At 59.6% G+C, this 21,807-nt stretch carries 19 protein-coding genes and 1 tRNA gene; 7 read left to right on the top strand and 13 right to left on the bottom strand.

What is annotated here, in order from left to right:
* Window positions 1-29: 29 nt before the first annotated feature.
* Genes ATO10_RS12065 through ATO10_RS12055 form a run of 3 tightly spaced genes read right to left on the bottom strand, consistent with a single transcriptional unit; the run spans window position 30 to window position 4,009 of the window.
* On the bottom strand, window positions 30-2,198 hold the full coding sequence (locus ATO10_RS12065; RefSeq protein ID WP_035251795.1) for an RNA degradosome polyphosphate kinase: 2,169 nt from the start codon (window positions 2,196-2,198) through the stop codon (window positions 30-32).
* A gap of 30 nt (window positions 2,199-2,228) precedes the next feature.
* Complete coding sequence (locus ATO10_RS12060; protein WP_035251793.1) at window positions 2,229-2,909, bottom strand: P-loop NTPase family protein; 681 nt, start codon at window positions 2,907-2,909, stop codon at window positions 2,229-2,231.
* Window positions 2,909-4,009, bottom strand: coding sequence for an AI-2E family transporter (locus ATO10_RS12055; RefSeq protein ID WP_035251790.1), 1,101 nt, complete (start codon window positions 4,007-4,009; stop codon window positions 2,909-2,911). The genes ATO10_RS12060 and ATO10_RS12055 overlap by 1 nt, the downstream gene beginning before the upstream one ends.
* 135 nt (window positions 4,010-4,144) lie before the next feature.
* Here ATO10_RS12055 and proS point away from each other — a divergent pair, with 135 nt between their 5' ends.
* The 5 genes from proS to ATO10_RS12030 all read left to right on the top strand — a co-directional run bounded on the left by proS (window position 4,145) and on the right by ATO10_RS12030 (window position 9,132).
* Window positions 4,145-5,479: a proline--tRNA ligase gene (proS, locus tag ATO10_RS12050; RefSeq protein ID WP_035251789.1), complete on the top strand. Its 1,335-nt coding sequence runs from the start codon at window positions 4,145-4,147 to the stop codon at window positions 5,477-5,479.
* A gap of 146 nt (window positions 5,480-5,625) precedes the next feature.
* Window positions 5,626-6,540 (top strand): Hint domain-containing protein, encoded by a 915-nt coding sequence (locus tag ATO10_RS12045; protein WP_035251788.1) that lies wholly within the window; start codon window positions 5,626-5,628, stop codon window positions 6,538-6,540.
* Between the two features lie 82 nt (window positions 6,541-6,622).
* Window positions 6,623-7,114: a DUF2937 family protein gene (locus ATO10_RS12040; RefSeq protein WP_035251787.1), complete on the top strand. Its 492-nt coding sequence runs from the start codon at window positions 6,623-6,625 to the stop codon at window positions 7,112-7,114.
* Window positions 7,115-7,214: 100 nt separating this feature from the next.
* On the top strand, window positions 7,215-8,462 hold the full coding sequence (locus tag ATO10_RS12035) for a lipoprotein-releasing ABC transporter permease subunit (protein ID WP_051598130.1): 1,248 nt from the start codon (window positions 7,215-7,217) through the stop codon (window positions 8,460-8,462).
* Entirely contained in the window at window positions 8,455-9,132 is a 678-nt protein-coding gene (locus ATO10_RS12030) for an ABC transporter ATP-binding protein (protein WP_035251783.1), read from the top strand. Before ATO10_RS12035 ends, ATO10_RS12030 begins: the two co-directional genes overlap by 8 nt.
* Window positions 9,133-9,281: 149 nt before the next feature.
* Here ATO10_RS12030 and ATO10_RS12025 read toward each other — a convergent pair whose 3' ends face one another.
* From ATO10_RS12025 to ATO10_RS12010, 4 genes are all read right to left on the bottom strand, one after another.
* On the bottom strand, window positions 9,282-10,058 hold the full coding sequence (locus tag ATO10_RS12025; RefSeq protein WP_035251781.1) for a hypothetical protein: 777 nt from the start codon (window positions 10,056-10,058) through the stop codon (window positions 9,282-9,284).
* Window positions 10,059-10,160: 102 nt separating this feature from the next.
* Window positions 10,161-10,484, bottom strand: coding sequence for a FadR/GntR family transcriptional regulator (locus ATO10_RS12020; RefSeq protein ID WP_051598124.1), 324 nt, complete (start codon window positions 10,482-10,484; stop codon window positions 10,161-10,163).
* Between the two features lie 140 nt (window positions 10,485-10,624).
* A tRNA-Ala gene (locus ATO10_RS12015) sits at window positions 10,625-10,700 on the bottom strand.
* 90 nt (window positions 10,701-10,790) lie between these two features.
* Entirely contained in the window at window positions 10,791-11,117 is a 327-nt protein-coding gene (locus ATO10_RS12010) for a TIGR02300 family protein (protein ID WP_035251779.1), read from the bottom strand.
* A 149-nt stretch (window positions 11,118-11,266) separates the two neighbouring features.
* Between ATO10_RS12010 and ATO10_RS12005 the strand changes: the two genes are divergently transcribed.
* Together ATO10_RS12005 and ATO10_RS12000 are read left to right on the top strand one after the other, a co-directional pair.
* A complete protein-coding gene (locus tag ATO10_RS12005; protein ID WP_035251777.1) occupies window positions 11,267-11,971 on the top strand; it encodes a M48 family metallopeptidase in 705 nt (234 codons plus the stop codon).
* A 31-nt stretch (window positions 11,972-12,002) separates the two neighbouring features.
* The gene (locus ATO10_RS12000; protein WP_035251776.1) at window positions 12,003-12,653 is read left to right on the top strand and encodes a GntR family transcriptional regulator; all 651 of its coding nucleotides are present in this window, start codon (window positions 12,003-12,005) and stop codon (window positions 12,651-12,653) included.
* A 161-nt stretch (window positions 12,654-12,814) separates the two neighbouring features.
* Here ATO10_RS12000 and lpdA read toward each other — a convergent pair whose 3' ends face one another.
* From lpdA to sucC, 6 genes are all read right to left on the bottom strand, one after another.
* The gene (gene lpdA, locus ATO10_RS11995; protein ID WP_035251774.1) at window positions 12,815-14,209 is read right to left on the bottom strand and encodes a dihydrolipoyl dehydrogenase; all 1,395 of its coding nucleotides are present in this window, start codon (window positions 14,207-14,209) and stop codon (window positions 12,815-12,817) included.
* 290 nt (window positions 14,210-14,499) lie between these two features.
* Window positions 14,500-15,999 carry a 2-oxoglutarate dehydrogenase complex dihydrolipoyllysine-residue succinyltransferase gene (odhB, locus tag ATO10_RS11990; protein ID WP_035251772.1) on the bottom strand — a complete coding sequence of 500 codons (1,500 nt, stop codon included), beginning with the start codon at window positions 15,997-15,999 and terminating at the stop codon, window positions 14,500-14,502.
* A 4-nt stretch (window positions 16,000-16,003) separates the two neighbouring features.
* The gene (locus ATO10_RS11985) at window positions 16,004-18,970 is read right to left on the bottom strand and encodes a 2-oxoglutarate dehydrogenase E1 component (RefSeq protein WP_035251771.1); all 2,967 of its coding nucleotides are present in this window, start codon (window positions 18,968-18,970) and stop codon (window positions 16,004-16,006) included.
* A gap of 144 nt (window positions 18,971-19,114) precedes the next feature.
* Window positions 19,115-20,002 carry a succinate--CoA ligase subunit alpha gene (sucD, locus tag ATO10_RS11980; RefSeq protein WP_035251770.1) on the bottom strand — a complete coding sequence of 296 codons (888 nt, stop codon included), beginning with the start codon at window positions 20,000-20,002 and terminating at the stop codon, window positions 19,115-19,117.
* A 12-nt stretch (window positions 20,003-20,014) separates the two neighbouring features.
* Complete coding sequence (locus tag ATO10_RS11975) at window positions 20,015-20,557, bottom strand: hypothetical protein (RefSeq protein ID WP_035251768.1); 543 nt, start codon at window positions 20,555-20,557, stop codon at window positions 20,015-20,017.
* A 3-nt stretch (window positions 20,558-20,560) separates the two neighbouring features.
* The gene (gene sucC, locus ATO10_RS11970; protein ID WP_035251767.1) at window positions 20,561-21,754 is read right to left on the bottom strand and encodes an ADP-forming succinate--CoA ligase subunit beta; all 1,194 of its coding nucleotides are present in this window, start codon (window positions 21,752-21,754) and stop codon (window positions 20,561-20,563) included.
* Between the last annotated feature and the right edge of the window lie 53 nt (window positions 21,755-21,807).

The raw sequence follows: 21,807 nt of genomic DNA, 5'->3' as shown, positions 1-21,807 counted from the left end.
TTCATCTTTCCCCTGTTTGGGGGACGAGGTCAATCGTTGGGACGCGCCAGTTTGGGCACGTCCTGCGCACCAGCAGTGCCACGGCCCGACAACGATGGGTTTTCCATGAAGAAACGATGGCAGTTAAAGGCGTTTTCTTCGAACGGATGGCGCGTATAGCTGTTGTCAGGGTTCATGACCCAGCTTTGCGCCTGATCGGCCAGATTGGCAGTCATCACCTGATCGACGATCTGCGCCTTGACCGTGGGGTTGCGGATTTCCACCAGCGTCTCAATGCGGCGGTTCAGGTTGCGCCCCATCCAGTCGGCGGAACTGATGTAAACGCGGGCGTTCTGTGACGGCAGGCCCGCGCCATTGCCAAAGCAGGCGATGCGGGAGTGCTCCAGAAATCGCCCGACGATAGATTTGACGCGGATGTTTTCTGACAGCCCCTTGATGCCGGGGCGCAGGCCGCAAATGCCGCGGATCACCAGATTGATCTTCACCCCGGCCTGACTGGCCTCATAAAGCGCATCAATCACATCAGGTTCGATCAGCGAGTTCGCCTTGGACCAAATCTCAGCCGGTTTGCCCTGACGGGCGAATTCAGCTTCGCGGCGGATGTTGTCGATCAGCGTGGATTTCAGTGTCAGGGGTGAGATCGACAGGTTTTCCAGCCCTTCTGGCTCGGCGTAGCCACCAACATAGTTGAACACTTTGGTGGCGTCGCGCCCCAGTGCTGGGTCGCAGGTAAAGAACGACAGGTCTGTGTAAACCTTGGCAGTAATCGGGTGATAGTTGCCGGTGCCGTAATGGGTATAGGTCACCAGCTGATCGCCCTCGCGCCGCACCACGGTGCTGATCTTGGCGTGGGTCTTATAGTTTATGAAACCGTAAATCACATGCGCCCCCGCACGTTCCAGACGGCGCGATTGGCGGATGTTGGCGGCTTCGTCGAACCGGGCCTTCAGCTCGACAAGCGCGGTGACCGATTTGCCATCTTCGGCGGCTTCGCACAGGGCCGAAACGATCGGGCTGTTTTCCGAGGTGCGATAAAGCGTTTGTTTGATCGCAACCACATCCGGGTCGCGCGCGGCCTGTTGCAGGAAGCGCACCACCATATCGAAGCTTTCATAGGGGTGATGCAGCAACATGTCTTTCTGCCGGATCGCCGCGAACATATCGCCTTCGTGGTCCTGCACCCGTTCTGGCACGCGCGGGGTAAACTTGCGCCACAGCAGATCACGCCGGTCATCCAGAACCAGTTCCGAAAGGTCTGACACGCCGATCAGCCCCCGAATTTCGACCACCTCGGCCTCGGTGATCATCAGCTCGTCAATAATCACCTGACGCAGTTCTTCGGGGGCCCCGGACGAGATTTTCAGACGCACGACCTCGCCGCGACGGCGACGTTTCAGGGCGACTTCAAATTCGCGGACCAGATCTTCGGCTTCTTCTTCAACCTCCAGGTCACTGTCGCGCAGCACCCGGAAGGTGCAGCTGCCGGTGGCCTTATAGCCCGGGAACAGCTGCCCCACATGGATCAGCAACAGCTCTTCCATCGGCAGAAAACGCCGCTTGCCGGATTTTGAGGGCAGGGCGATGAACCGCTCGACCTGATGCGGAATCGGCAACAGCGCCTGCAATGGCGCGCCATCGCGTTCGCGCTCTAACTGCAGGGCCAGACAAAAGCCGGTGTTGGGGATAAACGGAAACGGGTGTGCCGGGTCGATGGCCAGCGGCGACAGCACCGCAAACACCCGGTTCATGAAATGGTCGCGCAGGTGGGCCTTGTCAGCTTTGTTCAGCTTGGCGCGGGTCAGGATGGTGATCCCTTCCTTTTCCATTTCAAGCTTCAGCTGGTTCCAAACGGTTTGTTGCGATTGCAACAGTTTACGCGCGTCTTTGTTGATCAGCACCAGTTGTTCAGCCGGGGTCAGCCCGTCCGCAGCAGGGGAGGTGTTTCCCTTGTTGGCCAGCTCGCGCAGGCCGGCCACGCGGACGGTGTAAAACTCGTCAAGGTTGGTCGCCGAGATTGACACAAACCGTACGCGCTCCAGCAATGGCACGGCGGGGTTTGAGGCTTCCTCCAGCACACGCCAGTTAAAGCCTAGCCAGCTCAGCTCGCGATTGCCAAAACGTTTCGGGCCGGTGCGCTGGGCCTCGGGCAATTCAACGGGGGTGGGAAGCGGGGATTTTAAGAAATCTGCCGGAGTCATGGTGCGATCAACTGTTGGGAGACTGCTATATCACCCATCCGGGTTCAGATTGTCCAGAACCTGTGCCGCCAACCCTCGGGTAACTGCGCGGTTTTCACGCAGAGCGGCCGCGTCCAGCGCTGCAACAAGGCGCTGGGCGTCGCCGAAAGAGCGTTCCATCCGTCCGACCAGATAGGGAATCAGCGTCGGGTTCACCTGCAGTTGCCGGTCGGTGAAAAGCTTGACCAGAAGGGCAGACAGTAACGCATCATCGGGGGCCTCCAGCGTGGCGGTCGCGGTGGCCTCCATCCGGCTTTTCAGATCGGGCAGGGCCAATGGCCATTGGCGCGGCGACGCGCGCGCGGTCAGCAGCAACGTGCCCCCCTCGGCCAGCACAAGATTGTGCAGGTGAAACAACGTGGCTTCGGATTTTGGGCCAAAGATGCGATCCGCGTTTTCCACCGCCACAGCGCCGCCGCCAGCCAGACTGGCGACATCTGTTGTCAGAATGTCGGCGCCGTTGATGACGCGTGCACCGCAGATATCCGCCCAGACATGGGTCAGATGGGTTTTGCCCGCGCCTTCGGGGCCCACCAGCACCAATTTGCGCTGGGGCCAGTTTTGCCAATCATCCATCTGCGCCACGGCCAGCGCATTGGCAGGCGACACAAAGAAATCGTCGCGCCCTTGCGCCGTGCGCTGGGGCAAATCGAATGTCAGCTGTTCCGACATTATGCCTCGTCGGTGTCCGGTTGTGTCTCGGCTTCGCGCACCAGTCGCCCGGTGGTGCCGTTGTAAAGTCGCCCTTGCTGGTACTGGCGTAGCCCGAACCGCAGCAGCACCCCGATAGACGCGGCTATCGGCACGGCCACCATAAGGCCGACAAAGCCAAACACCGTGCCAAAGGCCGTCAGCGAAAAGATCAGCCACACCGGGTGCAGCCCGACCGAGCCGCCTACCAGCTTGGGGGTGATGAAATTGCCCTCAAGGATTTGACCGCCGATGTAAATGGCAGCGACCAGTCCGATCATGTGCCACTCCCCCCAAAACTGGAAAATAGCCAAACCGATGGCCAGAACGCCCCCCAGGATCGAGCTGACGTAAGGGATGAACGCAATGATGCCCGAGAAGAAACCGACAACCAGCCCGAACTGCAAACCGACCAGCATCAGGGACACGGCATAAAGCGTGCCCATGATCAGGCAGACGGTGCCTTGGCCCCGGATGAAAGCCGCAAGCGTTTTATCCACCTCTTTGGCCACATGACGGATGGCGGGGGCGTGATCCAGCGGCAAAAGCTTGTTGATCTCGGCCACCATGCGGTCCCAGTCCATCAGCAGATAGAAAGTGATCACCGGCACAAGCACGATCAGCATGACGACGTTGATGACGCTCATCGCAGAGTTCAGCACCGTATTCAGCAGCTCTCCGCCGCGCGCCTGAATGGTGTCACCCAGCGAGACCAGCGATTGGCGAATGGTCGAGTTTTCATCCTGAAGCGCCGGGAAGCGTTCCGTCAGATAGGCCTGCAATTCCTGCGCCGCCTGCGGTGCAACATTGACCAGCGCCAAGGCCTGTTCGATCAGCATCGGCAAAACCAGAAGGGCGGCGGCGACAAAGATCAGCAACGCAAAGAAGGTGATCGTGACCGTCGCCCAAACGCGCGAGAACCCGTGGTCCTCCAGCCAGTCGGCGATTGGGTCAAGACAATAGGCAATGGCCATGCCCACCACAAAAGGCAGGATCACATCGCCCAGAACCCACAGCAGCGCCATGAGCACCGCGCCCGCAACGCCCCAATATTTCATCTGATCGCGTACCGGCAATGCCATGTCGCCTCCTGCAAATTGCTTTTCTCAGTCATGTCGCATGGCCCCAAGTGATGCAAGGGGCGCGCGATGCTTGCTCGGCTGGTCGCATTGCCATAAAGCAAGACGGAACGTTTTCTAACCAAAGGCCCGCTGCCCATGCGTCTGTCGCGTTATTTCCTGCCCGTTTTGAAAGAAACGCCGTCCGAGGCTCAAATCGTCAGCCACCGATATATGTTGCGTGCCGGCATGATCAAACAGCAGGCGGCTGGAATTTATTCGTGGTTGCCGCTGGGCTTTAAGGTTCTGCGCAAGATCGAAGACATCGTGCACGAAGAACAACAGCGCGCGGGTCATATCCCGCTGTTGATGCCCACGCTGCAATCGGCCGACCTGTGGCGTGAAAGCGGCCGCTATGACGATTACGGCGAAGAGATGCTGCGCATCACCGACCGTCATGGCCGCGATATGCTGTACGGCCCGACCAACGAAGAGATGGTCACCGATATTTTCCGCAGCCATGTCAGCAGCTACAAAGACCTGCCGCTGACGCTCTATCATATCCAGTGGAAATTTCGCGATGAGATCCGCCCCCGTTTCGGCGTGATGCGCGGGCGTGAATTCCTGATGAAGGACGGTTATACCTTTGACCTGACCAAAGAAGACGCGCTGCATGCCTATAACCGGCATCTGGTCAGCTATCTGCGCGCCTATGAACGCATGGGCCTGCAGGCGATCCCGATGCGCGCGGATGGTGGGCCAATTGGCGGCGACTATACGCATGAATTCCTTGTGCTGGCCGAAACCGGTGAATCCGAGGTCTTCTATGACAGCGATGTCACCGACCTGACCTTTGGTGACCGCGAGATCGACTATGATGACGTGGCGCAGTGTCAGGGCGTGCTGGAGGAGTTCACCAGCCGTTATGCCCGCACCGACGAAACCCACGACGAAGCCCTGTTCAACGAAATCCCCGAGGAACGCCGCCGCGTCGCCCGTGGGATCGAAGTCGGTCAGATCTTCTATTTCGGCACCAAGTATTCGGACTCCATGGGCGCCACCGTGCAAGGCCCCGATGGCAAGCCGGTTCCGGTGGAAATGGGCAGCCACGGCATTGGCGTCAGCCGCCTGCTGGGCGCGATCATTGAAGCCAGCCATGACGATAAGGGCATCATCTGGCCCGAAGGCGTGACCCCGTTCCACTGTGGTATCGTGAACCTGAAACAGGGTGACGAGGCCGCCGATGGCGCTTGTGAAGCTTTGTATGAACAACTGACCAACGCGGGGCTTGAGCCTTTGTATGATGATCGCAAGGAACGTGCCGGTGGCAAGTTCGCCACGATGGACCTGATCGGTCTGCCTTGGCGTATCACCGTTGGCCCGCGCGGGTTGAAGAACGGCGTTGTGGAACTGACCTGCCGCCGTACTGGTGAAAGCGAAGAATTGTCGCCCGAAGCCGCAGTGGCGAAGGTCGTGAGCATCTACGCCGCTTGACAATTGCGCCGTGTGGCTTGTCGCGCAGCGTCAGGTTGTGCTAGATTCTACCTAATGCCCTGATCCAACAAAAGATTGGGCGGGGCGAGGCGGTAAATCGAGCATAAAATATGCCTCCACCAAACGGCCCCGGAAACGGGAACAATGTGACCATCTATACGGACACGTTTTACGTGATGGATCCGTATAATCCGCCCCCTGCGGGGACGGAGCTGGAAGCTGTTGAGCTGAATGTTGTCGACCATCGCAGCGATGAGGTGATGGGGCGTCAGGGCCGGGATGCGATTGACGACACGGATATCGTGGCCTCTTACACCGGGGATACGGTCACCGTTCAGTACCCGGATGGCTCGACCGAAACGATCACGGGCGTCACCTTTTATCTGTCTGACGGGCGCGAGGTGTTTACCCCGACGGATGGTTCAACGCTGACGGATGCGGTGCTGGTGTCGACCAGCTGGACCACAATCGAAGAGCCCGTCACGCTTCAGGAATTGGGCATCACCTGCTTTACCCCCGGGGTCCGTATTCGAACACCTGATGGCACGGTAAAGATTGAAACGCTTGAAGTGGGCGATCTGGTGGTGACCAAAGACAATGGCCCGCAGCCGGTCCGCTGGATCGGCAACCGCGAGGTGGACGCCCGCGGCGAGCACGCCCCGATCCACTTTGCGAAAGGAGCGATTGGCAACCGGCGCCCGCTATTGGTATCGCCGCAACATCGGTTCTTGATCCGCGACTGGCGCGCACCGCTGTATTTTGGGCAGGACGAAGTCCTGATCGCCGCCAAACATCTTGTCAACGGCGATACGATCGCCCGCAGCCCGCGCGACACGGTCACCTATCTTCATCTGCTGTTTGATCAACACGAGATCATCTATGCCGAAGGTGTCACCACCGAAAGCTTTCACCCCGGCAATTACATTCTTGAAAAAGATGAGGAAATCCGGGCAGAGCTGGAAGCGATTTTCCCTGAATTGTCCGGTGGGCACTCTGGCGAATGGCCCACTGCGCGCCCGGTGCTCAAGTCACATGCTGCGCCGCTTGTCGCGCGGCGCTAGGGGGCGTGTTGGCACGTTCGCCCCTGATGATTATCGGTGCCCGGTAACGGGCATGACCTGCTGAACCACCTAAGAGGACCAAATGCTGCGTATCCTAACATTGGCGGCCGGGCTGTCGGGGGCGGCGGGCTTGTCGCAATTCCCTGAATTTTCGCAACAGTATCTGCAACGTCTGTCTGGTGCTGTGGATGAGCTGCGGGGCATGGCCGTGGCCTTTGACGTGACGGCCAAGATGCGCGGGCTAAGCCGCGAAGAGGCGCTGGCCCAGCTTGAAGGCACCGCGTTCAAAGAGGACCTGCGCGATACAATGGGCGCCACTTTGGCGCGATATGACCGCTTGCAGGCCGACTATGACACCATGAAAGCGCAGTCTGTTGTGCAGCGCCTGTCGACCCCGTGGAACTTCGCGGATAGCGAACTGGCGCAGCGCACATGGGATACGTTCAAACCTGCGCTTCCCTTGACCGTGGATGGCGCTATTTGTGCGGCTGTGGGCTTTGTTAGCGGCTGGGCGATCATGGCCGCTTTTCTGTCTTTGCTGTTATGGCCCGTGCGGCGGCTTTTGGCGGCGTAAACCCGCCGCCACCGCTTGACGCGCACGGGTGGGATGGCCACTGTCAGCGCGAGCCAAGGAAGGACAAGAATTGACCGCCCCTTTTTCCCGTTTTGAATGGATGATCGCTTGGCGATATCTGCGCGCGCGCCGCTCTGAGGGCGGGGTCAGCGTGATGACCTGGATTTCCCTGATCGGCATCACCCTTGCCGTGGCTGCGCTGATTATCACGCTGGCGGTGCGCTCGGGGTTTCGGGCTGAATTTGTCGATACAATTCTGGGCGCCAATGCCCATGTGACGGTTTATTCCAGCGTCTATGTAAACGACGCGGGTCAGACCACCCGCACCATTGCCGACTATCAGGAGATGGCGGCGCGCATTGCTGAGATCGACGGCGTCACCCGCGCCGCGCCTTTGGTAAAAGGGCAGGTCATGGCCAATCTGCGCAGCCGCAACGCGGGCGTTGAGGTCTTTGGCATCACCCTTGAAGACCTGCGCGAAGTGCCTCGTATTGCCGCGCCCGAAGTGTCCTTTGGCACGTTGGATGACTTTCAACAAGGCGTCGCAATCGGCACCGGCGTGGCGCGTAATCTGGGGGTGCAGGTTGGGGATACGATCAAGCTGATTTCGCCCAATGGGGTGAAGACAGCCTTTGGAACCTCAATCCGATCAAAGGCTTACAAGGTTGTCTATGTGTTTCAGGCCGGTCGATACGAGATCGACCGCACGCGCGTCTACATGCCCTTTACCGAGGCCCAGAGCTTTTTTAACCGCGAAGGCGCGGCCGACGAAATTGAGGTCATGGTGACAGAGCCTGAGGCGGTGGACGACTATGCAACCGCGCTGCTGCGGGCAGGCGGTGAGCGTGCCCTGTTGTGGACATGGCGCGATGCCTCTTCCAGCTTCCTGAAAGCGCTGGATGTGGAAGATACGGTGATGTTCGTGCTGATGTCGGTGCTGGTGCTGATCGCGGCGATGAACATCATCTCGGGTCTTGTGATGCTGGTGAAAAACAAGGGGCGCGACATTGGCATTTTGCGCACTGTGGGGCTGACCGAAGGGTCGGTGTTGCGGGTGTTTTTCCTGTGCGGCGCTTTGGTTGGCATTCTGGGCACCGGGTTCGGCGTGATCCTGGGCTGCCTGTTCGCGGTCTATTTCGACCCGATCCTTGCCTTTGTAAACGGCGCATCGGGGGGCGGGGTTTGGGATCCTTCCATCCGCGGCATCTATCGTTTGCCCGCGGTACTAGAGCTTTCAGACGTGATGTCTGCGGTTGGGTTATCGCTGGGATTGTCATTCATTATCACCATTTTCCCGGCCCGCCGCGCGGCCCGGATGAACCCGGTAGAGGCGCTGCGCTATGAGTGATCCAACGCTGGTTTTACAAGCTATTACAAAGACCTACGGCAAAGGAAAGCCCAACGCCGTAGAGGTTTTGCGCGGGGTGGATTTGCAAGTGCAACCGGGCGAGGCCGTGGCGATGGTTGCGCCCTCGGGCGCGGGGAAATCGACGCTGTTGCACATCGCGGGTCTGCTGGACACGGCCGACGGTGGTGTGGTGCAGATTTCAGGTCAGGCGGTGGACCAATTGTCAGACCGCCGCCGCACCGCGATCCGGCGCAATGATGTTGGTTTTGTCTATCAGTTTCACCACCTGCTGCCTGAATTCACGGCGCTGGAGAACATCGTTCTGCCGCAGCTGGCCAATGGCGTGGCGGACCGCGAGGCCCGTGCCTATGCCCTTGATTTGTTGGCGAAAGTCGGCGTGGATCATCGTGCCGATCACCGCCCCGCAGCCCTGTCAGGTGGCGAGCAGCAACGCGTCGCCTTTTGCCGGGCGATGGCGAATAAGCCCAAACTGCTGTTGGCCGATGAGCCGACCGGAAACCTTGACCCGGAAACATCAGACACGGTGTTTGCCGCGCTGATGGATCTGGTGCATGAGACCGGTCTGGCGGCGCTGATCGCCACCCATAATCTGGAGCTTGCAGCGCGGATGGACCGCACGGTCAGGCTGCAAAACGGGGCGCTGATTTAGGCATACACAAGGGATGCACAACCCATGCACATCCTATGCATACGATGTGCGGGGGGCTTGGCGTGGCGCGCCGCCGCGCTGATCGTACCTTTGGCATCGGAAGTGTCCTGACCGGCGCGCGTACCCGTGGCGTGGGCAGGGGGGGGTATTCAGGTCACCTCGGCGCGGCGTTCGGCAAGCATGTGCAAATGCACCATGACCACGGCAGGGACGATCACCAGATGTTTCAGCGTATGGCCGCTGAGCGTGTGGTGGAGCGCTTCGTAGAGCTGCACGTCCATGGCTTCGAGCGGTTTTGACAGCGCATAAAACCCTACCGCTGCGAACAGATACTTGGCGGGCAACCCGCGCCGGACCCGGATCACGGCAAACAAGAGCACACTCAGCAGGATGAACACTTGGCAAAAGGCATAGGGGCCGAAGCTCTCTACGCCATGTTCGGCGGTATAATACCACCACATCAGCCCCAGCACGCCATAGAGCGCCCCGATGTACATGGCGCTGAGCGCCTGACGGTGGCTTAGCAGCGGTGTGATGGCGATGCCCATCAGGAAAATGCCCGACATGATGATGATGATCCGGTCAGGCAGCACGGTGAAGTTTTGCGGATCAAGGTGATAGGCGGTGGAGGTAATCGCAACCGTCCCTGTGGCCAGAAAGAACGCCAGATAGTAAAGCTCGCGCGCCTGCACCGGGCCACGCAGAATCTGCAGGATCGGCAGGGCCGAGACCAGCGCATAGGGAAAGTTCGACAGGATATCGCCCATGCCGGTGAAACCGTGCCAATGCGAGACATCCGCGAAGTCGTGATATCCGGGCGCCTGTGCGATCGGGAAGGCTGACAAAAGCACGGTCGCCAGCGCCAGAATGGCCAGCATCAACAAAATGAAATGGCGCAACAAGACATCAGTGAAACGGTCAAACATATGGGGCCTTTGGAAAATCTGATAAGGCCAGATGTAAGGCGCGGGGGGAACCGGCTCAAGGTGTTTCGCGATATTGCCGGGGGGCGGTGCGAACCGCCGCGCCTAGCTTGATTGCATGACTTCCAATGCGCGCGGGTGAAGGGTGATCGGTGCGTGCATATCAACCCCAAGAATTTCATAGCCCGTACGGAAGTCACGTATGTGACGGGCCATCCACTTTTCCGCGGTTTTGGGATCGTGGCCAATAATGGCTTCCATGATGGCTTCATGGGCTTGCACAAGCCTGTGGCGGGCCTGCGGCACGCCAGAATAGAGGTTCACCGTGGCGGAAAACAGCAACGCGCCAACCGGGGCGACCGAAAGCGACAGGGCAGAGTTCTTTGCTGCCTCTGCGATCAGTTGGTGAAATTCTGTGTCATTGCTCACTGCAACCGCATTCAAATGAGCCAAACGACCTTTTCAGCGGGCTCTGGCGGGTGTGTATGCGAGAGTAGAAACGCCGCTTGAAACGTCGATTTTACTTACCCATCATGGGTTTATCGGTTGTCGCTGCGGGAAAAGAAAAATGGTGGAGCCTAGGGGAGTCGAACCCCTGACCTCTTGCATGCCATGCAAGCGCTCTCCCAACTGAGCTAAGGCCCCTACCTTGTCAGACGTTGCCGTCTGTGCGGGCGTATTTAGAGAAGCCCACGGGGGAGTTCAAGCATAAATCCCCCGCGCGCCAGAGCTTTTTTAGCTGTCGTCGTCTTCGGACGCGACATCGGCAATTTCTTCCAGCGATACCTCGTCGTCGTCGGCGTCATCGTCCAGAACGTCATCGCCCAGATCCAGATCGGTATCTGCATCATCCAGGACGTCTTCGCCTTCCACCAGCGCCTCTTCGGCTTGGGGTTCACTTTTGGCGTCGGATTTGTCTGCAACCAGGGTACGGCCTTTGCCGGTATCCAGATTAACGATCTCGCCGGTGTATGGGCTTACGACGGGGTCTTTGTTCAGGTCATAGAACCGTTTTCCGGTGGTCGGGCAAACGCGTTTGACGCCCCATTCTTCCTTGGGCATGGAGATCCTCTTACATCAATCACAATCAGTGCGGAGTCGATGCCAACTGCCACAAGTGCCCGGGGCTGTCAAAGCCCTTTTGGGGTTCAGCCAAGAATTCCGCCAATATTGGCTGGATTCCGGGGCTCAGCACGTTAGGGTGCCCGACGATGCGCACAGACCCGAAGTCCACCTTTTTGCCCGGTGATCCGCCGTTGGAGATTCGCCTGCGTCGTTCTGGCCGCGCGCGGCGCTATAGCCTGCGCATATCGCAGCTTGACGGGCGGGTGACGCTGACACTTCCGCCCCGCGCCCCGCTGGATGACGGATTGGCCTTTCTCAATGAAAAGGCCGATTGGATTCGGGGACATCTGAAGGCGCATCCGGATCAGGTGCACGTGGATTTTGGCACGCGTGTCCCGTTTGAGGGCACCTTGCATGCGGTGATGCCGGATCAGGTGCGCAGCGCGCGGGTTGAGGACGGTGAAATCCTGGTGCCTGTGTCGGCAAGCCGCCCGGGCAAACGGGTAGAGGCCTTTCTTAAGCTGGCCGCGCGGGACCGTTTGGCGGCGGCCTCGGATAAATATGCTGCGATGCTTGGCCGCCCCTACTGCAAGCTGACTTTGCGCGATACGCGGTCCCGCTGGGGCTCGTGTTCTTCGACCGGGAACCTGAGCTACTCGTGGCGGCTGATTATGGCGCCCTGTGAGGTGCTGGACTACGTCGCCGCGCATGAGGTCGCCCATTTGCAGGAAATGAACCACTCAGCAGCGTTCTGGGCCGTGGTAGAGCGGCTCTGTCCTGATTACGCAGTTCATCGGCGCTGGCTGCACGAACAAGGGGCGGGACTGCATCGCTGGCGTTTCGCGGATTGACGCTGGTCAAATTTGTGATCACATTCAAGCCATGTTGACCCAACCTCTTTCCAGTGATGGAACCTCTGCCGCGCACGAGCAGATCTATCGCCACCTGCGCACCATGATCATGCATGGCCAGCTGACGCCGGGTGCGTCGCTGACTTTGCGTGGGGTGGCCAAGCAGTTCGATGTTTCGATGACACCCGTGCGAGAGGCAATGCGCAGGCTGGTGGCCGAAGGCGCATTGTCGATGTCGCCTTCGGGCCGGGTAACCACGCCTGAGCTGTCCAATGAACGGATCGAAGAGCTGGCGGCGCTGCGTGCCCTGTTGGAGACCGAGCTGGCCTCGCGCGCGTTGCCCCGTGCCCATATGGCGCTGATCGAACGGTTGCAGGCGATCAATGTGACCATTTCCGAGGTTGTCAGCCGCAACGATGCTGTGGGCTATATCCGTAGCAATCTGGATTTTCACCGCACGCTGTACCTGCGGGCGCAGGCGCCTGCGATGCTGGCCCTGACTGAAACGGTCTGGCTGCAACTGGGGCCGACGATGCGGGCGCTTTATGGGCGGCTCGGGCGCAGTGAATCCCCGCGCCATCACCGTGATATTGTTGATGCTTTGCGGGCCGGAGACGAGCCGGCCTTGCGCTTGGCCGTGCGCACGGATGTGACGCAGGGCCTACGGATGCTGACCAACTAAAATTTTATTAAATAAAGTTCGACGGAAGCGCTGGCGGCCTTCGTATTACAGGTGTGAGCGGGCTGCGCCCCTTGCGCCCACCACTCGCGCCTGTCCCAGTATTTGAAAGGGACAGGAAGGACTGGCCGGGGTCTTCATCCCACTCCGGCCAGTCCAATCTTTTAGGCGTGAATCGCGCCGTCGCCACAGGCCAGAGCGGCTTCGCGCACGGCTTCCGAATAGGTCGGGTGGGCGTGGCAGGTCAGCGCCAGATCCTGGGCCGAAGCACCAAATTCCATCGCTACGCAGACCTCGTGGATCAGGTCACCGGCTGCCGGGCCGATGATGTGGCAGCCCAAAATGCGGTCTGTTTCAGCATCCACGATCAGCTTCACAAAGCCATCGCCCTGGAACACGGCCTTGGCGCGGGCGTTGCCCATGAAGGGGAACTTGCCGACTTTGTACTTGCGGCCTTCTTCCTTCAGCTGAGCTTCGGTTTTGCCGACAGCTGCAACCTCGGGTGTGGTGTATATCACACCAGGGATTACATCATAGTTAACGTGGCCGTGCTTACCGGCGATCACATCGGCAACTGCCATGCCTTCGTCTTCGGCTTTGTGGGCCAGCATCGGGCCGTCGATGGCGTCTCCGATGGCATAGACGCCTTTGACGTTGGTCTGCCAGTGGGCGTCGGTCTTGACCTGACCGCGCGGCTGCATCTCCACACCCAGCGCTTCCAGACCCAGACCTTGGGTATAGGGCACGCGGCCGGTGGCGACCAGAACGGTGTCGGCGTCGATGGTGTGCTCAGAGTCGTCTTTGCGCAGCTTGTAGGTGACTTTGGCCTTGGTTTTCATCGTGTCGACCTTCGACACGGCGGCGCCCAGAACAAAGTTAAGACCTTGCTTTTTCAGGGTCTTTTGCAGACCCTTCTGCAAGTCAGCATCCATGCCGGGGGTGATGTGATCGAGGAATTCAACGACCGTTACCTCGGAACCCAGACGGGCATAGACCGAGCCCATTTCCAGACCGATGACACCAGCGCCAACAACCACCATTTTCTTGGGGATTTTACCCAGCTCCAGCGCGCCGGTCGAGGTGACGACGATTTTCTCGTCGATCTCGACTTCGGCACCGGGGATCGAGGCGGCCTCGGACCCGGTGGCGATCACGATGTTTTTGGCGGTGTGAATGTCATCGCCGACTTTGACCTGACCGGCAGCAGGGATCGAACCCCAGCCTTTGATCCAGTCTACCTTGTTCTTTTTGAACAGAAATTCGATGCCGGTGGTGTTGCCGTTCACGACGTCCTGTTTATAGGACTTCATCTGGTTCCAATCGACCGAGGGCGATTTGCCCTTCAGGCCCATGGTGGCGAAGTTGTGCTCGGCCTCGTGCAGGCTGTGGGTCGCGTGCAGCAGCGCCTTGGACGGAATGCAGCCCACGTTCAGGCAGGTGCCGCCAAGGGTTTCGCGCCCTTCGACACAAGCGGTTTTCAGGCCCAGCTGGGCGCAGCGGATGGCGCAGACATAGCCGCCGGGGCCACCGCCGATTACGATCACATCATAGTCAGCCATTTTCGTCTCCTTGGCTCGGAATTCGGGGATGCACATTCCATGCACATCTGATGCACATCCCATGCATATGTTTGGTGCCTGCGGCTATGGTCTTTACTGTCACAGCATCGAACGTGCCAGCGGCCGGGGCGGGAATGAGTTGGGGGGTTGGGCAGGTCATGTCAGGCAGGGTGCCCATCGCCCGGCATCACCGGGCAGCGCCCGACCGCCCCCATCGGGCGGGCGCTTCTCGCCCAGCCGGCGGTCGCGCGCTGCCCTATGTTGGGGACGGTCGGTCATTGTTTTGATCCTTACAGATCCATCAGCAGGCGACGGGGATCTTCCAGTGCTTCTTTGACGCGCACAAGGAAGGTTACGGCGCCTTTGCCGTCGACGATGCGGTGATCATAGGACAGGGCCAGATACATCATCGGGCGGATTTTGATCTCGCCGTTGATGACCATGGGGCGGTCCTGGATCTTGTGCATCCCCAGAATACCCGACTGCGGCGGGTTCAGGATCGGCGAGGACATCAGCGAGCCATAGACACCACCGTTGGAGATGGTGAAGGTGCCGCCCTGCATTTCGGCCATCGACAGTTTGCCGTCACGGGCGCGTTTGCCTTTTTCGGCGATGGCTTTCTCGATGTCTGCAAAGGACATCTGATCGGCGTCGCGGATCACCGGCACAACCAGACCCTGCGGGGTGCCTGCAGCGATGCCCATGTGAACATAGTTCTTATAGACCACATCGGTGCCGTCGATTTCGGCGTTCACCTCGGGCACTTCTTTCAGCGCGTGGCAGCAGGCTTTGGTGAAGAACGACATAAAGCCCAGACGCGCGCCGTGTTTCTTTTCGAACAGGTCTTTGTACTCTTTGCGCAGCGCCATCACCTCGGTCAGGTCGACCTCGTTATAGGTGGTCAGCATGGCGGCGGTGTTCTGGCTTTCTTTCAGGCGGCGCGCGATGGTCTGGCGCAGCTTGGTCATTTTGACGCGTTCTTCGCGCACGGCGTCGTCCGCCGGAACCGGCGCGCGCGGTGCCGCGGCGGGGGCCGGGGCAGGAGCGGGCGCGGTGGCGGCTTTCAGCACGTCTTCTTTCATGATGCGACCGTCGCGGCCCGAGCCAGCAACGTTTGCCGCGTCGATGCCTTTTTCCGCCATCAGCTTGTTGGCCGAGGGGGCGTTTTCGACGTCTTTGCCAGCAGCGGCAGCCGGGGCCGCAGCGGGGGCAGGGGCCGCCGCCGGAGCAGCCGCAACAGCGCCCGCGCCCGAGGAAATCACCGCCAGTTTGGCAGAGGCGTCCACAGTGGCGCCTTCGGGCGCTGTGATTTCAGCCAGAACGCCGGCTGCGGGCGAGGGGACCTCGACCGAAACCTTATCGGTTTCCAGCTCGCACAGCATTTCGTCCTGAGCAACGGTGTCGCCGACGGCTTTGAACCAGGTTGAAACGGTGGCTTCGGTGACGCTTTCGCCCAGGGTCGGGACCATCACGTCAACCGCGTCGCCCCCCGACGCAGCGGGGGCAGCGGCGGGGGCGGCCTCGGCTGCGGGTGCCGGGGCTGCGGCAGCGCCGCCCTCAGAGATGGTGGCCAGCAGCGCGTCGACGCCAACGGTGTCGCCTTCGGCGGCAACGATTTCGCCCAGGGTGCCAGCGATGGGCGAGGGGACCTCGACCGTCACTTTATCGGTTTCCAGTTCGCAGAGCATTTCATCAACTGCAACCGCATCGCCGGGTTGTTTGAACCAGGTGGCAACGGTGGCTTCGGTGACGCTTTCGCCCAGGGTGGGTACGCGGACTTCGGTGGACATGGACTTATTTCCCTTCGATGGTCAGAGCGTCGTTCACGAGCGCTTCTTGCTGTGCTTTGTGCATGCTGGCCAGACCCGTCGCGGGCGAGGCAGATGCGTTGCGACCGACGTAACGCGGACGCTGATGTTTGGCTTTGATGCGTGTCAGAACCCATTCGATATTGGGTTCGATAAAGGTCCAGGCGCCTTGGTTCTTGGGTTCTTCCTGACACCAGACCATTTCGGCATTGGTGAAACGACCCAGTTCCTTGGCCATCGAGATGGCCGGGAACGGATAGAACTGTTCCAGACGCAGGATATAGACATCATCCAGACCGCGGGCATCGCGTTCTTCCAGCAGGTCGTAATAGACCTTGCCCGAACACATGACGACGCGTTTGATCTTGTCGTCTGCCTTCAGCTTGGTGTCCGAGCGCCCCAGTTCAGCATCATCCCACAGCACGCGGTGGAAGCTGGACCCGGTGGTGAAGTCTTTGGCTTCGGACACGCAGAGCTTGTGGCGCAGCAGCGATTTCGGCGTCATCAGCACCAAAGGCTTACGGAAGCTGCGGTGCAGCTGGCGGCGCAGGATGTGGAAGTAGTTCGCCGGGGTCGAGCAGTTGGCCACGATCCAGTTGTCCTGACCACACATTTGCAGGAAACGTTCCAGACGCGCCGAGCTGTGCTCGGGGCCCTGGCCCTCAAAGCCGTGCGGCAGCAACATCACCAGCCCCGACATCCGCAGCCATTTGCTTTCGCCCGAGGAAATGAACTGATCGAACATGATCTGAGCGCCGTTGGCGAAGTCGCCGAACTGGGCTTCCCACATGGTCAGGGCGTTGGGTTCGGCCAGCGAGTAGCCATATTCAAAGCCCAGAACCGCGTATTCCGACAGGGCCGAGTCGATGACCTCGTAGGGGGCCTGACCTTCGCGGATGTGGTTCAGCGGATAGTAACGCTCTTCGGTGTCCTGATTGATCAGGCCCGAGTGGCGCTGCGAGAAGGTGCCGCGGGTACAGTCCTGACCGGCCAGACGCACCGGGTAGCCTTCGGTCTGCAGCGAGCCAAAGGCCAGCGCCTCGGCGGTGGCCCAGTCAAAGCCGCTGCCGGTTTCCATCATCTTCTTCTTGCTGTCCAGAAGGCGACCAACGGTTTTGTGCAGGGCAAAACCTTCGGGCACGCGCGACAGGGCAGAGCCCACATCTTGCAGGGTCTCTTCCGAGATTGAGGTTTCGCCACGCTGGTAGTCTTCGCCTTCGCGGTCCAGATGCGACCAGCGCCCGTCCAGCCAGTCGGCCTTGTTGGGCTTATACTCTTTGCCGGCCTCGAATTCGTCATTCAGATGCGCTTGGAAAGCGGCCTTCATGTCTTCGATTTCGCCTTCGGGGATCAGCCCGTCTTTGACCAGGCGGTCGGTATAAAGCTGCAGCGTGGTTTTGTGCTTCTTGATCCGCTTGTACATCACCGGGTTGGTGAACATCGGCTCGTCGCCTTCGTTGTGACCAAAGCGGCGGTAGCAGAAGATGTCGATAACCACATCTTTGTGGAACTTCTGGCGGAATTCGGTTGCAACCTTGGCCGCGTGCACCACGGCTTCGGGGTCGTCGCCGTTCACGTGGAAGATCGGGGCCTCAACCACCAGCGCGTTGTCGGTGGGATAGGGCGAGGAGCGCGAGAAGTGCGGCGCCGTGGTAAAGCCGATCTGGTTGTTCACCACGATGTGGATCGTACCGCCGGTCTTGTGACCGCGCAGACCCGACAGGGCGAAACATTCAGCCACAACACCCTGACCCGCAAATGCCGCATCGCCATGCAGCAGGATCGGGATCACGCTGGTGCGGTCGGGATCGTTGTTCTGGTCGGACTTGGCGCGCGCTTTGCCCAGTACAACCGGGTTCACGGCTTCAAGGTGCGAGGGGTTGGCTGTCAGCGACAGGTGCACCTCGTTGTCGTCGAACGAGCGGTCCGACGAAGCACCAAGGTGGTATTTCACATCGCCCGAGCCATCCACATCTTCGGGTTTGAAGCTGCCGCCCTGAAATTCGTTGAAAATCGCGCGGTAGGGTTTGGACATCACGTTGGCGAGCACCGACAGACGACCGCGGTGCGGCATGCCGATGATGATGTCGCGGGCGCCCAAAGCACCACCACGTTTGATGATCTGCTCCATCGCCGGGATCAGGCTTTCGCCGCCGTCCAGACCGAAACGCTTGGTGCCCATGTATTTCACATGCAGGAACTTTTCAAAGCCTTCGGCTTCGACCAGCTTGTTCAGGATCGCGCGGCGCCCTTCGCGGGTAAAGGTGATCTCTTTGTCGAAACCTTCGATCCGCTCTTTCAGCCAGCCCGCTTGCTCGGGGTCGGAAATGTGCATGTATTGCATGGCAAATGTGCCGCAATAGGTGCGTTTCACGATGTCGAGGATCTGGCGCATCGTGGCAACCTGCAAGCCCAGCACGTTGTCGATGAAGATCGGACGGTCCATGTCGGCTTCCGAGAACCCGTACGAGGCCGGGTCCAGCTCGGGATGCGGTGTCTTGTCGCGCATTTCCAGCGGGTCCAGATCGGCGATCAGGTGACCCCGGATACGGTAGGCGCGGATGATCATCAGCGCGCGGATACTGTCCAGAACGGCGCGTTTGACCTGATCGTCGGTCACGGACACGCCTTTTTCGGCAGCCTTTGCTTTGATCTTCTTGCCGGCGTCCTTGACCTCGGCCGCGGGGGCGGCGGGCCACTGGCCATCAAGGGCGGCGGTCAGATCGTCATTCGGGGTCGGGGGCCAATCGGCGCGCTGCCAGCTGGGGCCAGCGGCTTCGGCTTTCACGTCCAGCTCGGCGTCGCCAAGCTGCGCGAAAAACTCCTGCCAGGCCGCATCAACGGCGGTCGGGTCATTGGCGTACTGGGCGTAGACCTGCTCCAGATACTCGGCGTTGTGCCCCTGCATGAAGCTGGAGGCATGGAAAATGTCGTTTGGGCTTTGGTCGGACATCGAGGACTCCCGCGCCTGATTGTTGCAATTAGAGCGCCCCGGCGCCGGGGCGGTTTTGGGTCAGGGCCCGCAAAGGGCCCCGGCCGGTGTTTCGTCGCGCGGGGTCGGTGGACGCTCCCGACGTCCGCGCGGAATGGCCGGGCCTTAGCCCAGCTCGATGGCTTTCTGAACAGCTTCGCCCAGAGTGGCGGGGCTGTCAGCCACAACGATACCAGCCGATTTCATGGCTTCGATCTTGTCTTCGGCACCGCCTTTGCCGCCAGCAACAATCGCGCCAGCGTGACCCATGCGGCGGCCCGGAGGCGCCGTGCGGCCAGCGATGAAACCAGCCGTCGGTTTCCAGCGACCTTTCTTCTTTTGCTCGGTCAGGAATTCAGCAGCTTCTTCCTCAGCCGAGCCGCCGATCTCACCGATCATGATGATCGAAGTGGTTTCGTCGTCGTCCAGGAACATGTCCAGCACGTCGATGTGCTCGGTGCCCTTGATCGGGTCGCCGCCGATGCCCACAGCGGTGGACTGGCCCAGACCGATGTCAGCCGTCTGTTTCACGGCCTCATAGGTCAGGGTGCCCGAACGCGACACAACACCAACCGAGCCACGCTTGTGGATGTGGCCGGGCATGATGCCGATTTTGCAGGCGTCGGGGGTGATGACGCCGGGGCAGTTGGGGCCGATCAGACGCGATTTGCTGTCTTCCAGCGCGCGCTTCACCTTCATCATGTCCAGCACCGGGATGCCTTCGGTGATGCAGATGATCAGTTCCATCTCAGCGTCGATCGCTTCGAGGATACTGTCGCCAGCGAAGGGCGGGGGCACATAGATCACCGATGCGTTTGCTTCGGTCTTGGCCTTGGCTTCGTGCACCGAGTTGAAGACGGGCAGGCCAAGGTGTTCAGCGCCACCTTTGCCGGGGGTCACGCCGCCAACCATTTTGGTGCCATAAGCGATGGCTTGTTCCGAGTGGAAGGTGCCCTGCGAGCCGGTGAAGCCCTGACAGATTACCTTGGTGTTTTCATCTACGAGGATTGCCATGTTGGCGTCCTTTCAAAATTCTAGCTGCGAAACTTCATAACCTGGGGTTTCGGAAGTCGGGACATACGAAAAACGAATGAAGACATCCGGCAGATTAGGAAATTCCCATAGATAGGTTACGTGTTCGCCTGATATGTGAGAGTTGGCAGGGTCTCCGAGAAACAATCCATCAACAAGTTCGGCCAGCGCGAAATTTGGGTTGTCGTTAGTCACAACCACCGAACAAACGGACCTAGCTTCTTCGAAAACAGAAGACGCTTCGCCCACTGCAAAGAAAGCATATCGCCGCATTCCTTCGTCAAACTTCACAAGCGTTTCCGGTTCTCCGGTAAGCATATGTAAATCGAACGAAATTTCAGCGAAGTAGCCAGTAAGTGCACCCAGCGGGGGCTTTTCATAGCCCACCGACAAGGCTTTCTGTTTCGCACTTTTGATTTTGCCAACGTGTTTTGCGCAGACATCAATAAAGTCCGGAGCAAGACTCAATTGGTCGCTGACTGCCGCCGAAGGCGCACCAGCGTAAACCAGAAGAGCAAGTATTGTTCCGAACTTCACTGCTTAACCCTTCACCGCTTTCACGATTTTCTCAGCGCCGTCCGACAGGTTGTCGGCTGCGATGACGTTCAGGCCCGAGGTGTTGATGATCTCTTTGCCCGCATCAACGTTGGTGCCTTCAAGGCGCACAACCAGCGGCACTTGCAGACCGACCTCTTTCACCGCGGCGACAACGCCTTCGGCGATGACGTCACAGCGCATGATGCCGCCAAAGATGTTCACCAGAATGCCCTTTACGTTGGGGTCCGAGGTAATGATCTTGAAGGCTTCGGTCACTTTCTCTTTGGTGGCGCCGCCGCCAACGTCGAGGAAGTTTGCAGGCTCAGCACCATACAGTTTGATGATGTCCATGGTGGCCATCGCCAGACCAGCACCGTTCACCATGCAGCCGATTTCACCGTCCAGAGCGATATAGTTCAGGTCGTATTTCGACGCTTCCAGCTCTTTGGGGTCTTCTTCGGTTTCGTCGCGCAGCGCGGCGACGTCAGCGTGGCGGTAAACCGCGTTGCCGTCAAAGCCCAGCTTGGCGTCCAGCAGTTTCAGGTTGCCATCGGGCATGACGATCAGCGGGTTGATTTCCAGCATCTCCATGTCCTTCTCAACGAAGGCGGTATAGAGCTGACCCAGCAGTTTCACGCATTGTTTGACCTGTGCGCCTTCCAGTTCCAGCGCGAAAGCAACGCGGCGGCCGTGGTAGGGCATATAGCCGGTGGCGGGATCAATCGAGAAGCTCAGGATTTTCTCAGGGGTGGATGCAGCCACCTCTTCGATGTCCATGCCGCCTTCGGTCGAGGCCACAATCGAAATGCGCGAAGACTGACGATCCACCAGGAAGGCGAGGTAAAGTTCGCGCTCAATGTCCGAGCCATCTTCGATGTAGATGCGGTTGACCTGCTTACCAGCGGGGCCGGTCTGGTGCGTGACCAGAGTGCGGCCCAGCATCTTTTTGGCTTCTTCGGCGGCTTCTTCCACCGACTTGGCCAGACGCACGCCGCCTTTTTCACCAGCTTCGGCTTCCTTGAAGGTGCCTTTGCCGCGACCACCTGCGTGGATCTGCGCTTTGACGACCCAAAGGGGGCCACCCATCTCGCCGGCTGCGGTTTTCGCATCTTCGGCTTTCAACACGGCCCGGCCTTCAGAGACCGGGGCGCCGTATTCACGAAGGAGAGCCTTCGCCTGATATTCATGAATGTTCATGAAACTGTCCCGTTTCTAGTGCAATTCAAGCGCCACCATGCACGCCTGCCCTG

This window comes from Actibacterium atlanticum (assembly GCF_000671395.1).
Classification (GTDB): Bacteria; Pseudomonadota; Alphaproteobacteria; order Rhodobacterales; family Rhodobacteraceae; genus Actibacterium_D; species Actibacterium_D atlanticum.
This window is presented reverse-complemented; position numbering and strand designations above follow the sequence as displayed.